Source organism: Pseudomonas typographi (assembly GCF_014694385.1).
Taxonomy (GTDB): domain Bacteria; phylum Pseudomonadota; class Gammaproteobacteria; order Pseudomonadales; family Pseudomonadaceae; genus Aquipseudomonas; species Aquipseudomonas typographi.
Genome location: NZ_JAAOCA010000013.1, coordinates 59,723 through 80,604 on the forward strand (window position 1 = coordinate 59,723; position 20,882 = coordinate 80,604).

The 20,882-nt window shown below is 59.6% G+C and carries 18 protein-coding genes; 13 read left to right on the plus strand and 5 right to left on the minus strand.

Going from position 1 to position 20,882, the window contains the following annotated elements; translation table 11 throughout:
• Window positions 1-46: 46 nt before the first annotated feature.
• A complete protein-coding gene (locus HAQ05_RS11865) occupies window positions 47-1,453 on the minus strand; it encodes an amidase (protein ID WP_190420911.1) in 1,407 nt (468 codons plus the stop codon).
• 436 nt (window positions 1,454-1,889) lie between these two features.
• On the opposite strand from HAQ05_RS11865, the gene HAQ05_RS11870 reads away from it, so the two are divergent.
• The 5 genes from HAQ05_RS11870 to HAQ05_RS11890 all read left to right on the plus strand — a co-directional run bounded on the left by HAQ05_RS11870 (window position 1,890) and on the right by HAQ05_RS11890 (window position 5,329).
• Window positions 1,890-2,378, plus strand: coding sequence for an NUDIX domain-containing protein (locus HAQ05_RS11870; protein WP_190420749.1), 489 nt, complete (start codon window positions 1,890-1,892; stop codon window positions 2,376-2,378).
• Window positions 2,379-2,431: 53 nt separating this feature from the next.
• Window positions 2,432-2,866, plus strand: coding sequence for a nuclear transport factor 2 family protein (locus HAQ05_RS11875; RefSeq protein ID WP_190420751.1), 435 nt, complete (start codon window positions 2,432-2,434; stop codon window positions 2,864-2,866).
• Between the two features lie 41 nt (window positions 2,867-2,907).
• Window positions 2,908-3,657 (plus strand): SDR family NAD(P)-dependent oxidoreductase, encoded by a 750-nt coding sequence (locus HAQ05_RS11880; RefSeq protein WP_190420753.1) that lies wholly within the window; start codon window positions 2,908-2,910, stop codon window positions 3,655-3,657.
• Between the two features lie 37 nt (window positions 3,658-3,694).
• Window positions 3,695-4,564: an enoyl-CoA hydratase/isomerase family protein gene (locus HAQ05_RS11885; RefSeq protein WP_190420755.1), complete on the plus strand. Its 870-nt coding sequence runs from the start codon at window positions 3,695-3,697 to the stop codon at window positions 4,562-4,564.
• 96 nt (window positions 4,565-4,660) lie between these two features.
• The gene (locus tag HAQ05_RS11890) at window positions 4,661-5,329 is read left to right on the plus strand and encodes a TetR/AcrR family transcriptional regulator (RefSeq protein WP_190420757.1); all 669 of its coding nucleotides are present in this window, start codon (window positions 4,661-4,663) and stop codon (window positions 5,327-5,329) included.
• A gap of 24 nt (window positions 5,330-5,353) precedes the next feature.
• Here HAQ05_RS11890 and HAQ05_RS11895 read toward each other — a convergent pair whose 3' ends face one another.
• Together HAQ05_RS11895 and HAQ05_RS11900 are read right to left on the minus strand one after the other, a co-directional pair.
• The gene (locus HAQ05_RS11895; protein ID WP_190420759.1) at window positions 5,354-5,905 is read right to left on the minus strand and encodes a flavin reductase family protein; all 552 of its coding nucleotides are present in this window, start codon (window positions 5,903-5,905) and stop codon (window positions 5,354-5,356) included.
• Window positions 5,906-5,968: 63 nt separating this feature from the next.
• A complete protein-coding gene (locus tag HAQ05_RS11900) occupies window positions 5,969-7,123 on the minus strand; it encodes an LLM class flavin-dependent oxidoreductase (protein ID WP_190420761.1) in 1,155 nt (384 codons plus the stop codon).
• 164 nt (window positions 7,124-7,287) lie between these two features.
• Between HAQ05_RS11900 and HAQ05_RS11905 the strand changes: the two genes are divergently transcribed.
• The 8 genes from HAQ05_RS11905 (at window position 7,288) to HAQ05_RS11940 (ending at window position 18,812) form a co-directional block, all read left to right on the plus strand.
• Window positions 7,288-7,767 (plus strand): nuclear transport factor 2 family protein, encoded by a 480-nt coding sequence (locus tag HAQ05_RS11905; protein WP_190420763.1) that lies wholly within the window; start codon window positions 7,288-7,290, stop codon window positions 7,765-7,767.
• A gap of 22 nt (window positions 7,768-7,789) precedes the next feature.
• Entirely contained in the window at window positions 7,790-8,560 is a 771-nt protein-coding gene (locus tag HAQ05_RS11910) for an enoyl-CoA hydratase-related protein (protein WP_190420765.1), read from the plus strand.
• 166 nt (window positions 8,561-8,726) lie between these two features.
• Entirely contained in the window at window positions 8,727-10,409 is a 1,683-nt protein-coding gene (locus tag HAQ05_RS11915; RefSeq protein ID WP_190420767.1) for a class I adenylate-forming enzyme family protein, read from the plus strand.
• A 188-nt stretch (window positions 10,410-10,597) separates the two neighbouring features.
• Window positions 10,598-11,704 carry an LLM class flavin-dependent oxidoreductase gene (locus HAQ05_RS11920; protein ID WP_190420769.1) on the plus strand — a complete coding sequence of 369 codons (1,107 nt, stop codon included), beginning with the start codon at window positions 10,598-10,600 and terminating at the stop codon, window positions 11,702-11,704.
• Window positions 11,705-11,881: 177 nt separating this feature from the next.
• A complete protein-coding gene (locus HAQ05_RS11925) occupies window positions 11,882-13,594 on the plus strand; it encodes a DUF1302 domain-containing protein (RefSeq protein WP_190420771.1) in 1,713 nt (570 codons plus the stop codon).
• 22 nt (window positions 13,595-13,616) lie between these two features.
• Entirely contained in the window at window positions 13,617-15,026 is a 1,410-nt protein-coding gene (locus HAQ05_RS11930; RefSeq protein ID WP_190420773.1) for a DUF1329 domain-containing protein, read from the plus strand.
• 188 nt (window positions 15,027-15,214) lie between these two features.
• The gene (locus tag HAQ05_RS11935; protein ID WP_190420775.1) at window positions 15,215-16,324 is read left to right on the plus strand and encodes a WD40/YVTN/BNR-like repeat-containing protein; all 1,110 of its coding nucleotides are present in this window, start codon (window positions 15,215-15,217) and stop codon (window positions 16,322-16,324) included.
• 22 nt (window positions 16,325-16,346) lie between these two features.
• Complete coding sequence (locus tag HAQ05_RS11940; protein WP_190420777.1) at window positions 16,347-18,812, plus strand: efflux RND transporter permease subunit; 2,466 nt, start codon at window positions 16,347-16,349, stop codon at window positions 18,810-18,812.
• 29 nt (window positions 18,813-18,841) lie between these two features.
• Here the strand turns inward: HAQ05_RS11940 and HAQ05_RS11945 are convergent, their stop codons facing one another.
• Both HAQ05_RS11945 and ribB read right to left on the minus strand, forming a co-directional pair.
• The gene (locus tag HAQ05_RS11945) at window positions 18,842-19,684 is read right to left on the minus strand and encodes an alpha/beta fold hydrolase (RefSeq protein WP_190420779.1); all 843 of its coding nucleotides are present in this window, start codon (window positions 19,682-19,684) and stop codon (window positions 18,842-18,844) included.
• 40 nt (window positions 19,685-19,724) lie between these two features.
• Window positions 19,725-20,882, minus strand: coding sequence for a 3,4-dihydroxy-2-butanone-4-phosphate synthase (gene ribB, locus HAQ05_RS11950; protein WP_190420782.1), 1,158 nt, complete (start codon window positions 20,880-20,882; stop codon window positions 19,725-19,727).

Below are 20,882 nucleotides of genomic sequence, written 5' to 3' on the forward strand. Positions count from 1 at the left end.
GGTGCAGCAACGGGCCGGCTTCTACTGAGCCTGCTCCGCTAGAACGTCACGGGCGCAACAAGGGCGGTAACCTGTTTGCCCACGGCATCAACGCTTCTACCGCCGCGCAGAACTGCAGCACCTCGCCGTCGGCATGGCGCGGGCCGACCACTTGCAGGCCAACGGGCAATTCGCCTGTAGACCAACCGCACGGTAGGCTCGCCGCCGGGTTGCCCGACAGGTTGAACGGGTAGGTAAAAGGCGTCCAGCGCGCCCAGGGCACGGCGCATTCAACATCTTCTGCCATAGCCGCAGGCCCGGTGAGGTGAGCGGGAAAGGGCAGAATTGGAAGCGTTGGCAACAGCAACAGGTCATAGGTGTTGAACAGCCCATGGACCTGGTTGGCGAACACCGCCCGTTGCTGGTTGGCGGCGAGGTAGTCGCCCAGGTCGTATCTTTTGGCGTGCTCGATCAGCTTGGCGAAGCCGGGGTCCAGCTCACCGAGCCGGCCCTTGAGGCTGCTGCCGTAGGCGATGCCGCGGCCTGCCACCCACAGGGTTTCAAAGGTGCCGAGCGGGTCGCGCCAGCCCAGCGTCAGCCGCTCGATTTCGAGGGGCAGGCCGTGCGCCAACCTGTTCACGGCGGCCTCTACAACGCTCGCCACCGCAGGGTCAACCGGGGTTTCGAACAGGGTAGGGCAGTAGGCCACCCGTAACGGACGCAACGGCTGATCGCAGCGGGCCAGGTAGGATTCGGCCGGGGCCGGCAGTGCTTGGTGGTCGAGCGCATCCGGCCCGGACAACACATCGAACAACAGGGCGCTGTCACGCACGGTACGGGTGATCGGCCCGGCATGGCTGAGCATTTCAGTGGCGGACCACGGCCAGGTGGGGATCCTTCCCAACGAGCCCTTCAGTGCAAACGTACCGCAGAAGGCACTGGGGATGCGCACCGAACCGCCGCCGTCCGAGCCCAGGGCCGCCGGTACCATGCGGGCCGCCGTGGCGATGGCCGAGCCAGAACTGGAACCACCGCTGGTGAGTGCGGGGTTCCATGGCGTGCGCCCATCGCCGAATACCCGCGAGGTGCTGGCGCCGGTCCAGCCGAACTCGGTGGTGGCCGTTTTGCCGAGGATGATCGCACCGGCCTCTTTAAGGCGCCGGATGATCGGCGCATCTTGGCTGGGAACGTTGTCCAGCGCTGTCAGCGAACCGCGGGTGGTCCGCAGGCCTGCCGTGTAGAAAAGGTCTTTGATGCCGAACGGGACGCCGTGCAATGGCCCGCGGGTAGCACCGCGTTTTGCCTCATCTTCCAACACGCGCGCTTCGCTGAGTGCAGCCTCGGCATAGACATCACCGAATGCATGGAGTGTGGGATTGTTGGCATTTATGGATTCAAGGCAATCGTGTATCAGCTCCACAGGCGACAGCCGCCCCTCGCGGATGTGCGTGGAAGCCTGAATCACATCGGGCATAGAGGCGTAATCGGGCGGCTGGGTCATGGATTTCCGATCTGTCGGGCACGGGGCAATGGTTGCCATTAAACGGCCGAACCTGCAGCACGTCAAGGCTGAAGTGTGGGGTTATTGGGTTATTTGGGTTTTATGGTAGGGGCCACGAACAGCACTGGGCAGTCGGCCAACGCTGCGCAGGCATCGCCGCCACTGCTGTAGGGAGGCATGCGCTTCACAACGCTCCGAGCTTTAGGCGACGAATAAAAAAACAGCCAGCCGAAAACCCTCTACGGGAGGCGCCACCGGGCCACACCTATACCGGTGTAGGTGACGGCGAAGCGTACACGTGCGACATCTCGCGTGTATCTTCGAAAGCAGGTATCAACTTTAGCGTTGACAGGTGTGCGCAACTGCGCCATCGTGAACGCCTATCCGGTTTTGTTCGAGGATTGTTGCGATGCCTGTGCAGGCTGAACATGCACCGTTGACGGGGGCGCAATCAAAGCCCATCGAAATCGTGGCGGCGCTATTAACGCACCGCGGGCGGCTAGGCTTGTTTCGTCGTAGCCAGTACGTCACCGGCGATGCGGGCTGCTGGCATTGCATCACTGGGTTTCTGCCACAAGGCGCCGCACCGCTGCGCCACGCGCTGGTCGAGGTGCTCGAAGAACTCGGCATCGAGGAGCGCGCGTTGTGCCGGGTAGGTAAAAAGGTCATTGATATGGCAGATGCTTCCGGCCAGCAATGGCGGGTCCACGCGTTTCACTTCGAAAGCTCCACGGACCGCATCCAGCTCAATTGGGAGAACGATGACGCGTGCTGGGTCAGCTTCGATCAAATCCACGCCCTGCGTATCGTCCACTGGTTGCCGCGGGTGGTCAGCGAACTGTCCGGTATCGGCTACCCCACCCGGCCCGGAGCCCCGATCATTGGCATACCCACCTGAACTCGCCTGCTTGCTTCGCCGGTGTTTGGCTTTTTTTATCAGGGAAGTTGATTATGAAAGACCAGAACTGTCCAGCCTCTGCTGTGCCGACCGCCGAGGCCTCCAAAGCCGTGGTCCGGCATTTTTTTGAAGTATTTTCAAGTGGTGATCTACAGCGCATCGGGCAATGCCTGCACGACGAACTGCGCTGGTGGGTAGCTGGCAGCCTGCCTGGCTTGTCCGGTACTTATGACAAACCGGGAATCTGTACGTTGCTCGGCGGCGTTGCGGCGGCATATGTCGGCGGCGCATTGCCTATGACCGTGGTGGCGATGATTGCCGAGGGCGACCGCGTGGCTGTGGAGCTGCAATGCCGGGCGACCTTGCACAATGGCCGGGTCTATGCCAACCAATTGCACGTTTCTATCGAACTCTGTGAAGGCAAACTGTGGCGGGTCCGGGAGTATCTGGACACCGCCCATTGCCATGAGATTTTCCTGGCGGCCTGAAGCGGGGCGCCTCCAACAATAACAAGAAGGGAAATATTCCAATGGCCAGGCTCAAGAATAAAGTGGCGATTATCACTGGCGCCGCGCGTGGCATGGGCGCGGCCCACGCACGAATGTTCGTCGAAGAGGGCGCCAAGGTCGTACTGACCGACTTGGATGAGGCCCAGGGCACGGCTTTGGCTCGCTCCCTGGGCGAGGACAATGCGCTGTTCGTTCATCAGGACGTGACCCGGCTCGAAGACTGGCAGCAAACGGTACACCAGGCACAGCAGCGCTTTGGTGCGATCACTGTGCTGGTCAATAATGCCGGTGTTCTGGGGCCCGTTGCCGGTGTTTGCGAACTGACCGAGGCGGACTACCTTCGCGTGTGTACGATCAACCAGCACGCCGTGTTCTATGGGATGCAAGCGGTGCTGCCGTCCATGGTCAAGGCGGGCATCGGGTCGATCGTAAATATTTCTTCGATCGCCGGGTTGGTGGCTAACTATGGCTTTCCTAACGTGGGGTACGTGGCCAGCAAGTTCGCTGTGCGCGGGATGACCAAGGCGGCGGCGGTCGAATATGGGCGATTCAACATCCGCGCCAACTCTGTTCACCCTGGGTTCATCGAGACACCGATGATGGTGGAGGCTACCGATGAACAGGGGGGCGATGCGCTGGCCCAGATTCCCTTGGGCCGTATCGCCGAGCCTGAGGAGGTCAGTAACCTGGTGCTGTTCCTGGCCAGCGATGAAGCCTCTTACATCACCGGTGGCGAGTACTTGGTAGACGCCGGCATGCTTGCCCAATGAGGTTCTCTCAAGCGCCGACTCAACAGGAGGCCGACCTATGACTGACGACACCGAGTCAATATTCGCTCATTATCAAACGATTCGCGTCGAACACCGCGGGCCATTGTCCTGGCTTGTGCTCAACCGGCCGGAAAAAGCCAATGCGCTTTCGAACCAGTTGCTCGATGAGTTCAGTGATGCCTTGCAGCGGCTGAAAACCGCGGGTGGGGCGGTCATCGCAATCCGCGGCGAAGGGCGCGGGTTTTCGGCGGGATATGACCTGGATCAAGTAGGTAAGTTGACCAGCGCCAAGGACTCGGTCAGTGATCATGAGCGGTTGCAGCGTAACCTTGATCGTTACCTGGCCATGTGGGACCACCCCAAGCCCATTATTGCCGCTGTCCACGGCTATTGTTCGGCTGGGGCCACGCAGATGTGCGTGTACGCCGACATCACGGTGGTCGCTGACAATGCCCGCATCAGCGAGCCCACGGTGCCCATCGGCGGCGGCTACATCGCCCCGCTTTGGGTGCCACTGGTGGGGCCGAAAAGGGCTAAGGAGTTTGCCTTTGTGCCTGGCAACAGCATTGACGGGCCCACGGCCGTGCAGTGGGGATGGGCCAATCATTGCGTTCCGGCAAGCGAATTGGTGGCCATCGTTGAAGACCTCGCCCGGCGGATAGCGACCATTGCGCCAGAGGTATTGCGCATCAAGAAACTCTCGATCAACCGCGCGGCCGAGTCCATGGGCTTTCGCAACGCCAGCAACGCCGCAGCGCAAATGGACACCCTGCTGCATTTTTCCAAGCCCGTGGTCGAGCTGAAAAAGTGGATCGAGGCGGTTGGGCTCAAACATGCCATAGCACACTATCGCGTTGCACCGACGACGCCCCTGACCGCCGCTACCCAAGATGACCGTGACGATTGATGATAGAAACTCAGCGGCAAAACGGTGTTAACATCACCGTTTACTTACAGCGCCGATCACCGCTCGGCGCTGCCGTTCCTAGGAGCAAAGGGTTATATGGCCGATACCAGCAATATTTCACGGCGACGGCGCGCGGCCCTGGCCGACGGCAGTGCCGAGTATAAGCTCAAGCGTGACGAGTTGGTGCGGGTGGCAGCGATGCTGTTCAAGGACAAAGGCTATAACGCGACGACGCTCAACGACATCGCCAAAAGTGCCAACCTCGATCGCGCCAGCGTGTACTACTACATCGGCAGCAAGGAGGAGTTTTTCAAGGAGGTTATCAAAGCAGCGGTCGACCAAAACATTGCCGAGGTCGAGAAGCTGCTGCGCATGCGTTCACTCGACCCGGTGCAAAAGCTCGAAAAACTGATCGCGCTGTTGATGACCTCCTATGACGAATGCTACCCCTACATGTATGTGTACATACAGGAGCAAATGCACATCGTCGCCGAGGAAGGCACGACCTGGGCGCAAAACATGGCTCAGCAGACCCATCGATTCGAAAAGGCCGCATTGGCCCTCATCGACCAGGGCATTGCCAAAGGTCTGCTGCGCGATGACGTGGTACCGGTGCTGGCTGCCAACGCCATGTTTGGCATGCTCAATTGGACCCACCGCTGGCACAAGCCGGAGGGCCGGTACGGCGCCGCGGAAATCGCGAGCACGTTTTCCAAGATATTTCTCGATGGCATGAAGGCCGGAGCGGCGCGCTCCGGCAGATAAGGCGAGCGCGCGCCGGCGCAGCGATCAAACGCTGGTTGCGCTTCGTTCGAGCGGTGAGGCAAGCCCCAAGGGTGTGAACTGCCCGTAGCTGCCCTGAAAGAATACCAGGGGCAGGCCGCCTTGCTCGATCTCCAGATCATGAACCCGGCCCACCACGATATAGTGGTCGCCAGCTTCGTGGACCGCATGTAGATCACAATCGACCCACGCCACACTGTGTTCAATGATGGGCGAGCCTAGCGGGGAGAGCCGGTAGGCGGTGCCTTCGAACTTGTCCGCGGCCTTGGAGGCCAGCCGGCGGCAAACGTCCTCCTGGTCGGCACCGAGGATATTGACGCAAAACTTTCCCGCTTGCTGAATCTTCGGCCAACTGGCCGAACTGCGGTCGGGCAGAAAAGCCACCAGCGGCGGGTCGAGCGAGGCAGAGGTGAACGACCCTACCACCATGGCGGCGGGCTGATCATGTGCCTGCAGCGCCGTCACGACACAAACACCCGTGGGGTATTGGCCCAACACCTGGCGAAAGCGTTTTGGATCGATCAAGTCGGTTTCTGGGGATGGTGCCTGAAGGGTCATATCGATCTCCGGGTGCGAAGCATGCGCAGTTGGCCCCTAAAAGGGGCCGGCCGCGTGCTGGGTTCATGCAAAAATGCCGTCGCTGCCTTTGGAGGCGAAGCGTGGCGCCACCAGGCTGGCAAACTTTTCGAGTTCTTCGTTGTTTTGGTCAGGGTTCAAATGGCCCTGGCCGAACATGAGAAAGAGCTCCTGGAAGCCGAGGCGGTCGTGGGCTTCGCCTATGCGGTCGGCGATTTCGTCCGCCGAGCCAATCAGCACGTTTGGCATCCGCTGGCCGAACGGGATAAACCATTTGTCCCAGAACCATTTATGTTCGGCCATCAGATCACGCGCTTTGCCTTTGTCGGAGGTGAGCATGAGAAACCCGCCCCAGGCGGCGATGTCTTCCCGGGCCAAATCGTTGCCTGCTGCTTTGGCGCTTTCGCTATAGCGCTTCCAGAGTGCCTCGCAAAAATCCAGGTCGCCTGACAGCACGATCGGCTTACCTCCCTCGCGGGCCCAGAAGTCCACCGTCTTCATGCTGCCCGCAAAGCCGCCATAGATCTTCGGGTAGGGCTTCTGGTAACACAGCGGGGCGATGCCAATCTTGCGAACGATGCCATCGGCGTCCATCCCCTTGCCGAATTCCGCGTAGGCGGGGTGCCCTGCCGAGCCGCCATTAGGCGGGAACTGCCAATGCTTGCCTTGGTGGCTGAACACGTCATGGGTCCAGGCTTTTTTGATCACCTGCAGGGATTCTTCAAAGATTTCGCGGTTCAGGTCGTCTATTGCGTCTTTGGACTTGACCATGTCGACCGTGGTGGCCGATACGCCACGGATCGCAGCATAGGCATCTACCCAACGGGCATGGTAGCCGCGGGTGAAGCCGACGAACAGGCGGCCCTGCAGCATATGGTCTAGCGTGGCGATTTCTTCGGCGATGCGCACCGGGTTATGGGTAGGCAGTGTGTAGCCCATGATCCCGGCCTTCAGGCGCTTGGAATGCATGCCCACGAACAGGCTGAACATGCCGGGGTGGTTGTTGATTTCAAAGCCTTCGATCTGCAGATGATGTTCGGGCTGGCAGTACCCCGCATAGCCAAGGTCATCAGCCAGGCGCACATAGTCTTTCACCTCATTCAAAAAACGCTGGTAAAGCTCGGGGCGCTGCCCGGCCATACCCGCCTCTATCTCATAACGGCGCCCGATAACGCCTGTCTGCATCAGGTTGAATTTCATTTTTATTCTCCGTTTCTTGGCTTGTGCGGCAATCATGCGATGCCGTCTCGGCCATGTCAACGTACATGTTGATCATTGTAAATATCGTTCCACACTCATGTTGACTACGGCGATTTACGATCCTATTATCAACTCCTGTGTTGACAACTGGAGCATAAGAACAAATGACTCAGCCCGTGGATTTGCAAAGTCTTTTGGCGCGTTTACAGCGCCTGGAAGCCGCGGAAGCCATCCGCACCTTGATCTATGATTACGCCTTTCACCTGGACATGAACCATCCGCAGCAGCTGGGTGAGCTCTTCGTGGAAGACTGTGAAATTTCCTACGCACCCAATTTCGGTGCCGTCGGGCGTGAGGCATATGCCAAGACCCTGGACGGCATTGGCAGCTACTTTGTCGCTACCAGCCATCATGTGTCGAACATCGTCATTGAGTTTACGAGTGATGAAGCTGCACGCGTACGCTCGGTGGTTTACGCCTGGCATCGGTACAGCCGCGAACGGCCAGACAGCTATGTGTGGGGGCAGTACCGCGACGACGTGGTGAAAGTCGATGGCGTGTGGCGCTTTCGCAAACGGGTGCTGTGCAATGCCGGCTCCCAAGATTTCCACGTCAAGGAAGCCAACCCCATTGGCCGTGCCTGACCGAACCGAGTGAGACTTAACCATGGCAGATATCGAATTTTACAAAGATGGCCACGTGGCCTTCGTGCGGCTTAACCGCCCCAAGTCGCTGAACGCCATCAGCGATACAATGGACCAATCGCTCCATGCGGCGTGGCACGAAATCAACAGCGACCCGGATATCTGGGTCGCTGTTCTGAGCGCCGAGGGCGAGCGCGCATTCTGTGTTGGCGCAGACGTGACCGCAGGGACCGAACGCACGTCCCGCATGGCGCTGGCTGGCGGCTTGACCGGCATCGGCGGCCCCTTGGTGACATTGACCAAGCCCCTGATAGCAGCCGTTCAGGGGTATGTGCTGGGGGGAGGGTTCGAGTTGGCGATGTGCGCCGATATCATCATCGCAGCCGAGTCGGCGGTGTTTGCTGTACCAGAAACCAAGGCGGGAATCATTGGTGAATGCGGCGTGCTGCATCGGGCGGTTCGCCAGCTTCCGCAGCGCGTGGCGATGGCGATGATCCTCACCGGAGACCGGCTACCTGCCGAAGACGCGCTCAAGTATGGCCTGGTCAACGAGGTGGTGCCCTTCAGCGAGCTTGAAGCGGCCACCGCACGTTGGGCCGCTAAAGTGCTGCAGGCCTCACCGTTGGCTAACCAGGCCGCCAAACAGGCCGCCATCCATGGTCTGACCTTGTCGCTTAACGCAGCACTTGGCACACGGTATGAACCCATAGAAGCTTATGCAGGCAGTGGTGACCGCCTGGAAGGGCGTTTGGCTTTCCAGGAGAAACGCTTGCCACAGTGGACCGGCAGATGAGCGGTGCGGCGCCTACGCAGCCACCGGCGTAGCCTAGGTTGCCCCGGCACCCATGGCCCTTCACGGGGACGTATAACCTGCACGGCAGTCTTCGGTTACTCCAATAACAATAATCAGGGTGTCGGCCTTTCAAGGCTCATGTACACCCCCTCTGGAGCAATGCGACATGGCGATTGTGAACGAGTGGTGCGAGGTAACATCAGTAGGCGATCTGCTGGTGCGTGGCGCACAGCTTTATCCTGAACGTTTTGCCGTCATCTTTCCCGAAAGTCGTTTTACCTACACCCAGTTGCTCGAGGGTGCCCTGCAAACAGCGCGGGGCCTTCTGGCGCTCGGTATCAGGCGCGGTGATAACGTTGGTCTTATGTCAGGCAACTGTCATGAATTCATCGTCGGTTTTTTTGCCACGGCGTTGATCGGCTGCATCGCGGTGCCGCTCAATGCCAGGCACAAAGCGATAGAGCTGGCATACATCATCGGCAATGCCCGGCTGACTGCCGTTCTGACCACCGCGCAGCCTGACGAATACGTCAACTTTACTGCGCTCTTCGCCCAAGCGTTGCCCACCTTGGCCGACGCCGTGGACCCCACCCACCTTGTCTTGCCCGAGGCCCCTGACCTGCGTTGCGCCGTGCTGTTATGCGGGAATGATCGGCCGGGCTTCGTCGGGTTCGAGCAGTTCCAGGCCTCGGCACAGGACGTGGACGTGTCCGAGGTGCATCACCTACGGCGCTGCGTGCAGGTGCGCGATGTAGCGGTGACGGTTTATACCTCCGGTACCACGGCCCACCCCAAGGGCTGCATGCTCACCCACGAAGCCCTGACTCGCGGTGCGGTTGAGCGGGCACGAACGAGGTTTCGCAACAGCGACCACGACGTGATCTGGGGCGGTGGCCCGTTGTTTCATATCGGCTCGCTGGCGCCCTTCATCGGCTCGATAGGGGCGGGCGCAACGTACCTGACCGACATCTATTTTGAACCGGCCCGGGCATTGCAGTTGATGATGCGCGAGGGCGTGACCACAATATGGCCGTGGTTTCCCGCCGTGGTCCAGGCACTGTTGAATGACCCGAGTTTCGACCCCCAGCGGTTGCAGACCTTGCGCACGATCATCCTGATCACCCCGCCCAGCCTCGTAGAGCGGGTGCAGACGTTGTTCCCCGCGGCCGAGGTGCTTCAGGCCTGCGGCATGACCGAGACGTCCGGCATTTTCGCCTTGAGTTCGCCGCAAGACAGCCTGCAACAACGGCGTACCAGCCATGGCAGGCCAGCCCCTGGCGTCGAAATTCGCCTTGTCGATCCGCACACCGGTCATGAGGTGGAGCCGGGGCAGACGGGCGAGATACTGGTGCGTGGTTACTGCGTGATGAGTGGCTATTACCGTGACCCGGAAAAAACCGCCCAGGCGCTGGACGAGCAAGGGTGGCTTCATACCGGTGACCTGTACCGGCAAGACGAATGGGGCGGCTTGGTGTTCAACGGTCGCTTCAAAGACATGCTCAAGGTCGGTGGCGAGAACGTCGCTGCGTTCGAAGTAGAGGCGTTTCTCTGCAGCCACCCCGCGGTCAAGCTGGCCGAAGTCGTTGGGCGCCCGGACCCGCGGCTGGATGAAGTGCCGGTGGCGTTCGTCGAATTGCAACCGGCAAGCACCGCCACAGAGCAAGACCTCATCGCTTTCTGCAAGGGGCGTATCGCCAACTACAAGGTCCCGCGGGAGATCTATTTCGTCCAGCCTGGGGCATGGCCTATGTCGGCGACCAAGGTTAACAAGAATGTTCTTCGCCAGCGTGTCAGAGACGCCGAAGAGGAGCGTTCCAGGGCCAGCCTTGAAGCGAAAATAACCAGTTAATGCCCCTTGCTGCAAGGCTCTATGGTCATGTGTCAAGTCGTTCAACGCATATGTTGACTTGGTTCTTGAACAAGAGGATAGTCCTGGCAAGTTACCACAATATGCGTGGCGCCCGCCCCGCCACGCGCAGTGTGGCCTGCCTGTTTTTTATCTAGAAAAAGTCAATAAGAAGAGAGGATAGAAACAACATGTCTATGCAAACCGGTTTGATTTTCCACCCCTACATGAAGCCTGGCCGTACCGCCCGGCAGACATTCGATTGGGGTGTGCAAAGCGCCATTGCCGCCGACAAGGCAGGTTTCAGTTCCATGATGATTTCCGAACATGCCTCGCAGCGATGGGAAAACATTCCCAACCCGGAACTGATCATCGCCGCGGCGGCGCTTCAAACCGAAACCATCAAGTTCGCGCCGATGGCGCACATCCTGCCCCACCAGCACCCGGCCAAACTGGCTATCATGATCGGCTGGCTCTCACAGATCCTTGAGGGCCGTTACTTCCTGGGTATTGGCGCCGGCGCCTATCCCCAGGCGTCTTACATCCATGGCATCAAAGGCGGGGAAGACACTAAATTCCTCAACGATATGGTGCGTGAGTCGTTGCAGATCATGGAAAAAATTTGGAAACGCGAGCCGTTCTTTCATGAGGGTAAGTTTTGGAAAGCGGGTTATCCAGAAGAAGAGCGGGTTGAAGAGGGCGGTGATGAGCAACACATGCTGGCTGATTTCAGCCCATGGGGTGGCAAGCCCGATATCGCCGTGACGGGGTTCAGCTTCAACTCTCCGTCCATGCGCCTGGCGGGCGAGAGGGGCTTCAAACCGGTCTCGATCTTCTCCGGGCTGGATGCATTGAAAAGCCATTGGGACACCTACTCAGAGGCGGCCGTCAAAGCGGGCTACACGCCGCTGCGCTCCAACCATGCGGTGTCGCAAACCGTATTCGTTGCCGACACCGACAAAGAAGCCAAACGCTTGGTCATGGAAGGGCCGATTGGTTACTGCTTCCAACGCTACCTCATTCCAATATGGTGGCGCTTCGGAATGATGGACGGGTTCATCAAGGACAAAGGCGCCAGCGCCAAGGATGTGGACCTGGAGTGGCTTGTCGACAATGTATTCATTGTGGGCTCCCCCGACACTGTGGCCGAGAAAATCAACACGTTATTCGCCAAAGCCGGGGGCTGGGGAACCTTGCAGGTGGAGGCCCATGACTATGTCGACGACCCCTCGCCCTGGTTCAAATCCCTTGAATTGATTTCGCGGGAAGTGGCCCCAAAAATCAAGCTGCCTAAATAAGCCCAGTGTGTCCACAAGGTGCGCCGCCGTGTGCACCTGAGGCCCACACCTGCGCCAAAGAAAGCTGAGCCGGCCCAATGTGAACCCAATAACACGTTCAACTTGGCTGTTGTAATGCTGCTGCTTGATAGGCCGTGCTCTGAATAAGCCCTGAACCCTGCGCATAGGGCTTACCCGATGGAGAGGAAGATGAAAATAAAAATTAAACAAAACATCGCCGCCAGACCAAAACCGCTCACCTGCGCCATGGCACTCATTGCCTCCACGAGCTGCTTTGCGGGTTACGCTGCCGCCTACAGTTTTAATACCGGGAACCCTGACTGGGCCATCAACCTCGACACCACGCTGCAATACACCACGGGTTGGCGTGCCGAGGGCCGTGACAAAGGCATCAGTAACGATGTCGCGCATTCACAAAGCGATTACAAGTTCAACCGTGGCGACCTGGTGACCAACCGTTTACAGGGCTTGGTGGAAGCGCAGGCCGTTTATCAAGACAGGATCGGGGTACGGGTATCCGGTTCGGCGTGGAAAGATCTCGCCTACGACGATCATGTGGAAAACAACCCCAACCCGGGCTACGGGTCGGCCTATGACAATGATCGCTATTCCAGCCGCACCAAAAAGTACCACATGCGCGGCGCCGAATTACTGGACGCATTCGTTTTTCAGAACTTCCAAATTGATGACAAGCCGGTGTATGCCAAAGTCGGTCGGTTTACCCAGCAGTGGGGTAATGCCCTGTTCTTCGGCTTTAGCAGTATCTCTTACGGGCAGCACGCCGTAGATTACATCAAGGGCTTTACGCAACCGGGCTCCGAAGTCAAGGAACTGTTCCTGCCGCGCACGCAGGTGAACCTGGTCAGCGAGTTGACGCCGACCTTGACCGTGGGGGCGCAATATTTTCTCGAGAATGCGGAAAACCGCTATCCGGAATCCGGCACTTTTCTCGCCCCCTCAGACCTGTTGTATAGAGGGCCCGACAGCAGCGCCTTTCAATTCGGCTCGGGGTTTACCGCCGGTAATGATCATGGGCTGAAGGCCATCAATAACAACTTCGGTTTGCGCGCGTCTTGGTCGCCTGAGTGGGCCAATGGCTCGATCGGCTTCTACTACCGGCGGTTGGATGAAACCCAACCCTGGACGCTGGCGGAAGGGCAGCTCGGGGTGGGTGGCAATGTTCATTTGAATTACGGCGAAAACGTCAAGCTTTACGGGCTGTCGTACGAAACGACAGTGGGCGCCACCAGTTATGGCTTTGAGCTCAACTACCGCACCGACACCGCGCTGAACAGTACCTTCACTCGCCCTGAGTTCGGGGTCGATATGAGCGACCCCTACCGTGAAGGCGCCCGCGGCAACATTGTCAACGTACTCGCCAACACCTTCACGCAGCTGGGGACCACGCCGCTGTGGGACGCCGGTACCCTGCTGGCGGAAGTCACCTACACCCACCTCGACAGGGTGACCGAGAACAAAGATGTGTACAACGGCAAGGGCTATTCGGGGTGCAACGGTGGCGGGGTCAAGGCAGGTTGTGCCACCCGCGATGCGGTCGCGGTGGCGTTTCTTTTCGAACCCCAATGGCTGCAGGTCGGCCCGTCGCTGGACATGAGCCTGCCGGTGTCGGCCACTTATGGGGTGAAGGGTAACCCCGCCTATGCCGCCGGTTCCTTCTATGCAGAAGACTCGTTGGTGTATTCGATTGGTATTCGCGCCAACTACAAACAAGTGCATCAGGTCACGTTGCAGTACCAGGATTACTACTGGAGCCATCAGGGCAGGACTGCCAGCGGCCCGAACGGTGAATCGGCCTATCGCGGCGGCAATGGCCCGTACGCACTGAACGATAAAGGCTGGGTGTCGCTGTCGTACAAAACGTCGTTCTGATAATAAAAACAAGGTGAGAACAATGATCAAACTAATGCCACTTCCGACACTGCTGGCCAGCGCCCTGGCTTCGGTTTTGCTCAGCAACGTTGCCCATGGGCAAGTTTCCGAGGCCCAGGCCGCAGACCTGGGTACCCGCTTGACTGCATTCGGGGCGATCGCCGGCGCCAATGCCGACGGTTCGATCCCGGCCTATACAGGCGGCCTCAAATCCGTACCCGGGTACAACCGCGAGAAAGATCAGACCTATGTAGACCCCTTCAAGGACGAAAAACCTGTTTACACGATCAATTCAAAAAACGCTGCCCAGTACGACACTGTGCTGACTGAGGGCACGAAGGCTCTGCTCAAGAAGTACCCGGATACGTTTCGCGTCGATGTATACCCGACTCACCGTACCGTCTGGTACCCCGACTGGGCGTTGGCCAACACAAGGAAAAACGCGACGACAGCGCAGATGACCGGGCAGGTCACCGGCGACAGTCTCAAGGGCGCCGCGGCCGATGGCTTGCCGTTCGCTGGCGTACCGTTCCCCATTCCAAAGGACGGCTACGAGGTGATGTGGAATCACAAAATGTCCTTCGGCCCCGCCGTGATGGCCCAGATCAATAAGGCTTTTCTGGTCGACCCTAACGGTGGCATTACCACCATTCCGTCCACGCACCAAATGTTTATCCGGCCGTGGTCGGAGCAGACCGGCGAACTGCGCAAGAGAACCTTCGATGCAACCTATGTGGTGTCCTCCGACCTGATCTCGCCGCCGTCTGCGGCGGGTACCTTTTTCCTCAATTTTTATCTGCCGACCGCCGCCGACGGTGGGCAGCGCGTCTGGTTCTACACGCCGGGCCAGCGTCGGGTGAGGACCGCCCCGGAATTCGCCTACGATCTGCCCATTGCCGCCTACGGCGGCGCGTTGTTCTGGGACGAACTAACAGGCTTCGTGGGGCGTATGGACCGCTTCGACTTCACCTTGGTAGGCAAAAAAGAAATGATCGTGCCATACAACTCGTTCCCGCTGACCCAGACGATCAAGGCCGAGCAATCGCTGGGCAAGACGACCCTCAAGCCGGAGTCCGTCCGTTATGAAAAACACCGGGTTTGGGTTGTGGAAGCGCATCGCAAGGCCGATGCGCGCCATGCATACAAACTGCGCCGTTTCTATGTCGATGAAGACTGCAATTGCGTGGTCGCCAACGAATCCTACGACGACGCGGGCAATCTGTGGCGTGCCGGCGCCACCTACACCTTCCCTACTTACGATGTAGGCGGGGTGAACAACATGACGGTGGGTTTCAACGATTTGCTCAAGGGCAACTACTTCATCATGAACTACGGCGCCACCGACGATGGCTATTTCAACCGGAGCTACACCTCAACCGACGGCTTGCAGATAAAACTCACCCCGGCGTCTTTGTCCGGTGGCGTTCGATAGCGCGGTGTTTAAGACGTTCGCACGAGAATTGACGCGTGAGTGTAGCTGCCGGGCAAGGTGCGGCAACGCAGCCCGGTAACAAAAAGCACCGTCAAAAAGCGTGCAGCCAACTTTTGAAACACCACACTAGGTTGCTTGCCGGAGCAAACCGTGCGCGGTGTGCACCAGGGCCCAAGGAGTGCGCTTGGATGAACAGTTTCCCCGAAGCAAAAAACCGAGGCCTGGTGCGTGGTTGCTGCGCGATGTTGGCCGCATGGGCGGTAAGTAGCGGCGCGCTGGCTACCACGGCCAAGGATGCCAATGCATTTCAGGACACGCTGGATGTTCCTGCGATCGCCCAGTCGAAACTGGCTGAGCGATCGCTGATCGGCATCGCGCGCGCCGGTGACCGGCTAGTGGCGGTCGGGCTGCGCGGTTTGATCATGTATACCGACGACCAGGGCGCTACCTGGAAACAGGCGAACGTCCCGGTGCAGAGCGATCTATTGGCCGTGCAATTTGCTGATCCACACCAGGGTTGGGCCGTGGGCCACGACGGCGTCATTCTGCATTCGGCCGATGCTGGCCAGACCTGGACCAAGCAAATGGACGGGCGCACGGCCCAGGCACAAGCGCGGGATTACTATGAACCACTGGCCAATGGCGGGGATGAGGCGGCGGCCCAGGCACTCGGCGTTATCGACGCCAACTACCGCTCTGGCCCCGCCTTACCCTATCTGGACGTGTGGTTCAGCGACGTTGCCCATGGCTATGTGGTAGGGGCATTCGGCAATATCATGGCAACCCACGACGGCGGTAAAACCTGGGAGTCATGGCTGCTCCATATCGATAACCCTGACGGTTTGCACCTCAACAGCATTCGTGGGATCAACGGGCGGATCTACATCGCCGCCGAGCAAGGCAACGTGTTCCGCCTCGAACCGGGTAGCCAACGCTTCGAGCGAATCGCCACCGGCTATACGGGCAGCTTTTTCGGCATTGCTGGTAATGCCCGAATGCTATTGGCCTATGGCTTGCGCGGCACCCTTTACCGCAGCCAAGACAACGGCAGCACCTGGGCCCCTGTAAAAAGCCCGTCGCAGGCCACCATCACGGCGGGCACTGCGTTGCCCGCCGCCGGCTTCGTGCTGGTCAACAGCGCCGGCCAGTTGTTACTGGGTGACGACAATGCGGACAGCTTTCGTATGGTAAGCCTGGATCGATACATGCGGCTGACCTCGGTTATCCCGCTGCATGGCAGTGCAGTTGCGTTAACCGGGCTTAGCGGCGTGATCGAACAGCGACTGCCGTCGCAATAATGCCCCATCACAGGTACATGACATGTCATTTTCGAGCGCGCCACTTGACCACATGCCTGTCATCGGACGGGTAGAGGATTTCGATACCCGCTCCGGGTCCACTTTCGAGCGGCTTATTTTCAACAACCGCTTTGCCATTGTACTGGCCTGTGCGGCCGTGACGATTGGCCTGGCGTTCTGCGCCTTGCGCCTGGGCGTCAATGCCAGTTTTGACAAAATGATGCCTTCCTCCCACCCCTACATCGAAAACTACAAAGCCAACGCCGCGTCGTTGCGCGGGCTGGGCAACTCGCTACGGTGGGTGGTCGAAAACCCCAGTGGCGATATCTATGACCCTGCCTACATCGCGACGCTGCGCGAGCTGAATGATAAACTTTTCCTGTTACCGGGGGTGGACCGTTCGTTTATGAAGTCGCTGTGGATGCCGGTGGTGCGTTGGACCGAAATTACCGAGAACGGCTTCGACGGCGGCCCGGTGATGCCGCAGGACTATGACGGATCGCCCCAAGCCTTGGAAAAGCTGCGCCAGAATATCTACCGATCAGGCATCGTCGGTTCACTGGTGGCCAACGATCAGCACTCCAGCATGGTGTTCATTCCGCTGCTCGAGCGAGATGGGGTGACGGGCCAGCCACTGGACTACAAACAGCTGCGCGATCAAATGCAGGCACTTAAAGCGGAATATGAAGTCAAGGGGGTACGCATCCATATCATTGGTTTCGCCAAACTGGCCGGTGATCTGATCCATGGGCTCCTGCAGGTCATGGTGTATTTTCTGGTCGCGGCGTTGCTGGTGACGGCCATCATTTACGCTTACACCCGCTGTGTGCGCAGCACTGCGCTGGTGATCGCGTGCTCGTTGACCGCGGTGGTATGGCAGTTGGGCCTTATGCACTTGATCGGGTATGTATTGGACCCCTTTTCGGTATTGGTGCCGTTCATGATCTTCGCCATCGGGGTGTCCCACGGCGCCCAAAAGATGAACGGGATCATGCAGGACATTGGCCGCGGTACCCACCGTTATGTCGCTGCGCGGTATACATTCCGGCGGCTGTTTCTCGCCGGCCTGACGGCCTTGATGGCCGATGCGGTGGGGTTCGCCGTGTTGTCTATCATTGATATTCCGGCCATCCGCGACCTGGCCCTGCAAGCCAGTATCGGCGTAGCGATCCTGACCCTCACTAACCTATTGTTGTTGCCGGTGCTGTTGTCTTACACCGGCGTTGGGGCTAAAGCTGCCGCGCGTGCCATGCGCAGCAGCGACGGCAGAGAACATCCGGTTATCAAGGGCCTGCTCACGTTCACGGACCCGCGCGTAGCACGCTGGGTGCTGCTGGGCACCGTGGCCCTCACCCTGGGCGGGCTTGTCGTTTCGCGCCAGCTCAAGATCGGTGATCTCGACGCGGGCGCGCCGGAGCTTCGGGCCGACTCCGAATACAATCGGGACGACACCTTCATTACCCAGCACTACCAGCTGTCCAGTGATCAGTTCGCGGTGATCGTTACCAACCCGAAAAATCGCCTGGACAATTTCGAAAGCGTGATGGAAATGGACCGGTTGGAGCAGCAACTCAGGGACTTGCCTGGCGTCCAGACCACCAGCTCGCTGGCCAGCCTGGGCAGGCCGCTGACGGCCGCGGGGTTCGAAGGAACACCGAAATGGATCACGATCAACCGCGATCCGGCGGTGCTCAACGAGTCGATCAACAATGTCAATGCAGCCAGCCCGGAAATGGTCAATGATGGCCGCACCGTAGCCCCGATCATTGCTTTTTTGACCGACCACAAGGCCGAAACGCTGTCGTCCGTGGTGAAGCTGGTGGAGGCCTTTGCCGCTACCCACAACACGGCCGACCGGCAGTTTCTTTTGGCCGCCGGCAATGCAGGGATCGAGGCGGCAACCAACCAGACCGTCGCCAGGGCCAATTACCAAATGCTCGGGCTGGTGTATGCGGTGGTCATTGTCCTGTGCCTGGTGACGTTTCGCAGTTGGCGCGCGGTGCTCGTGGCGGTGTTGCCGCTGGCAGTGACCTCGGTACTGGCCGAAGCGTTGATGGTGATGCTGGGCATTGGCGTAAAGGTCGCGACGCTGCCGGTGATTGCATTGGGGGTGGGCATCGGTATCGACTACTCCCTTTATCTGTTGACCGTTTACCTCTCACATTTACGCCAGGGTTGTTCGGTCCGCGAGGCCTACCGGCGGTCGTTGCTGTTTACCGGCAAAGTGGTTGCGCTCATTGGCATAACGCTGTCGGTGGCAGTCGCTACCTGGATCTGGTCACCGATCAAGTTCCAGGCAGACATGGGCATTCTGCTAGCGTTCATGTTCCTGTGGAACATGGTCGGTGCATTGGTGATCGTGCCCAGCCTCGCCGTCTATCTGCTCAAGCCTAAGGCCGGCGACATTGCACCGGCAGCGCCCGCGATTGCAGGCATGCAGTTGGAAAACGAGGCTCTGCGTGAACGCCCGCGAAGAGTATCGGCGTAAGGACCACCCGCGGCGCAGCCGCGGGTCGATCAAGCCAGGGCTTTAACGAGAAAGGCCAGGATCGCGCTGTTGAACGCATCGTTGCGGTCGCCGGCGACCATATGGCCCGCGCCGTCGACGTCCAGGCGTTCGGCATGAGGCATCAGCTTGAGCAGTGAACGGGCACCTTCTTCGGTGACCACGTTGCTTTGCGCGCCGCGTACCAACAGTGTTGGCGCCCTGACTGCCACCGCGGCAGCCTCTAGCCTGCGGGCGAACGGCTCCGAAGCCGAGCGTGACTCGTCTTGCAGAAAGGCCGGGTCCCAATGCCAGTGATAGCGACCGTTCTCCTTGCGGCTCAGGTTGCGCAGCAAGCCGGCGGTGGAGGGCGGTTGTGTGCGACCGGGGGTATAGCGGGCAATGGCGATGGCGGCCTCGTCCAGGGTGGCAAAACCGCCCAGCGTGCGCTGCATGAAATGGCGGATGTGTTCCACGCCTTGCGGCGCCATGCGTGCCACCACATCCACCAGCACCAGCGCGCGAACCTCTAGCGCTTTGGCCTCCCCGGCGGCGAGCAATGCTGCCGCCCCGCCGAGGGAGGCACCAATCAATACGGGCGGCTGGCCCAGCGTGGCGCTGACCGCCTTGAGGTCGGCCACGAATGCATCCAATGAGTAATCGCCGTCGGGTGCCCGGCCGCTCTCGCCGTGGCCGCGCTGGTCCAGGTTGATCACCTGATAACTGCTGGCAACCAGTTGGCGGGCCGCAGAACGCCAGGAGTGGCGCGTCTGCCCACCGCCATGCAGAAGAATGACCGGCTGCTGTCGAGGGTCGCCACCGACATCAGCCACCAGGTTCAGCCCAGCTCGCCCCGTGAGGCAAATTCTGTTCATAAAGGTACCGTGCAAGTGCGAATAATGATCGAGGCCGGGGCTACAATGCCGAGGCCAGGAGGATGGGGGGCGGGGGTACAAGGCTGTCGGGCTGCAGGTACTCCACGACTTCAAGATCGAACCCGGAGATAGCATGGTACTTGCGGTTGCGCCCCATCAGCCGCAGCTGGCCCAGCCCCAGTTGGCGCAAAATCTGCGAGCCTACGCCGATCATCAATGAGTGGTGGTGGCTGGAAACCTTGCGTTGGCGTACCGTGCGGGTGGCCCCCTCGGCGGGCTCAACGCTGTTGAGTAAATCATCGGAAGACTCCGACCCTGCCAGCAGTACCAAGACCCCGGCACCTTCCTCGACGATTCTGCGCAGGCAACGCTGGATGTTCCAGCCGCTGCTGCCGGCTGCTTGGATGCCCAACAGATCGCGGGCGGTCAAGCCTTGCTGCACCCGAATCAGGGTCGGTTGGCCGGCGGATATTCGGCCATGGACCAGCGCGAAATGAACGCTGCCGTTGATTCGATCACGAAAGCGGTGCAACTGGAACGCCCCATGGTCGGTCAGTACCGGCCTGGCGCCCAGTGCCTGGACGGTGCTTTCATTGATCACCCGAAAGTGGATCAGGTCGGCGATGGTGCCGATCTTCAAACCCTGCAACTTGGCGAACCTTTCCAGCTCGGGGCGGCGGGCCATGCTGCCGTCATCGTTCATGATTTCACAAATCACCGCGCTTTCTTCATACCCGGCCAGGCGCGCAAGGTCGCATGCCGCTTCGGTGTGGCCTGCGCGTACCAGCACGCCGCCGGGTTCGGCAATCAGCGGGAAGATATGCCCGGGCTGGACCAGGTCCTGGGCACTGGCGCCCGCCTGGGCGGCGGTGCGCACCGTATGGGCACGGTCGGCGGCAGAAATACCGGTGGTCACGCCACTGGCCGCCTCGATCGAGCAGGTGAACTGCGTGCCATGGGCCGTGCCATTGCGGCGGGCCATCGGTTCAAGCCCTAACGCGTCGCTTTTGGCGCGGCTGATCGGCATACAAATCAAGCCCCGCGCATGGTGGGCCATGAAGTTGATGTGCTCGGGCTTGACGCAGTTGGCGGCCATGACCAGGTCACCTTCATTTTCCCGGTCCTCATCGTCGATAAGAACGACCATTTTGCCGCAACGAATCTCTTCGATGATTTCCTGGCTGCTGTTCAGGCTCAT

Excerpts from the sequence above, each read along its gene's own strand:
- HAQ05_RS11865 (WP_190420911.1), bottom strand. The coding sequence starts at position 1,453 with ATGCCCGATGTGATTCAGGCTTCCACGCACATCCGCGAGGGGCGGCTG.
- HAQ05_RS11870 (WP_190420749.1), top strand. The coding sequence starts at position 1,890 with ATGCCTGTGCAGGCTGAACATGCACCGTTGACGGGGGCGCAATCAAAG.
- HAQ05_RS11875 (WP_190420751.1), top strand. The coding sequence starts at position 2,432 with ATGAAAGACCAGAACTGTCCAGCCTCTGCTGTGCCGACCGCCGAGGCC.
- HAQ05_RS11880 (WP_190420753.1), top strand. The coding sequence starts at position 2,908 with ATGGCCAGGCTCAAGAATAAAGTGGCGATTATCACTGGCGCCGCGCGT.
- HAQ05_RS11885 (WP_190420755.1), top strand. The coding sequence starts at position 3,695 with ATGACTGACGACACCGAGTCAATATTCGCTCATTATCAAACGATTCGC.
- HAQ05_RS11890 (WP_190420757.1), top strand. The coding sequence starts at position 4,661 with ATGGCCGATACCAGCAATATTTCACGGCGACGGCGCGCGGCCCTGGCC.
- HAQ05_RS11895 (WP_190420759.1), bottom strand. The coding sequence starts at position 5,905 with ATGACCCTTCAGGCACCATCCCCAGAAACCGACTTGATCGATCCAAAA.
- HAQ05_RS11900 (WP_190420761.1), bottom strand. The coding sequence starts at position 7,123 with ATGAAATTCAACCTGATGCAGACAGGCGTTATCGGGCGCCGTTATGAG.
- HAQ05_RS11905 (WP_190420763.1), top strand. The coding sequence starts at position 7,288 with ATGACTCAGCCCGTGGATTTGCAAAGTCTTTTGGCGCGTTTACAGCGC.
- HAQ05_RS11910 (WP_190420765.1), top strand. The coding sequence starts at position 7,790 with ATGGCAGATATCGAATTTTACAAAGATGGCCACGTGGCCTTCGTGCGG.
- HAQ05_RS11915 (WP_190420767.1), top strand. The coding sequence starts at position 8,727 with ATGGCGATTGTGAACGAGTGGTGCGAGGTAACATCAGTAGGCGATCTG.
- HAQ05_RS11920 (WP_190420769.1), top strand. The coding sequence starts at position 10,598 with ATGTCTATGCAAACCGGTTTGATTTTCCACCCCTACATGAAGCCTGGC.
- HAQ05_RS11925 (WP_190420771.1), top strand. The coding sequence starts at position 11,882 with ATGGAGAGGAAGATGAAAATAAAAATTAAACAAAACATCGCCGCCAGA.
- HAQ05_RS11930 (WP_190420773.1), top strand. The coding sequence starts at position 13,617 with ATGATCAAACTAATGCCACTTCCGACACTGCTGGCCAGCGCCCTGGCT.
- HAQ05_RS11935 (WP_190420775.1), top strand. The coding sequence starts at position 15,215 with ATGAACAGTTTCCCCGAAGCAAAAAACCGAGGCCTGGTGCGTGGTTGC.
- HAQ05_RS11940 (WP_190420777.1), top strand. The coding sequence starts at position 16,347 with ATGTCATTTTCGAGCGCGCCACTTGACCACATGCCTGTCATCGGACGG.
- HAQ05_RS11945 (WP_190420779.1), bottom strand. The coding sequence starts at position 19,684 with ATGAACAGAATTTGCCTCACGGGGCGAGCTGGGCTGAACCTGGTGGCT.
- ribB (WP_190420782.1), bottom strand. The coding sequence starts at position 20,882 with ATGAGCCTGAACAGCAGCCAGGAAATCATCGAAGAGATTCGTTGCGGC.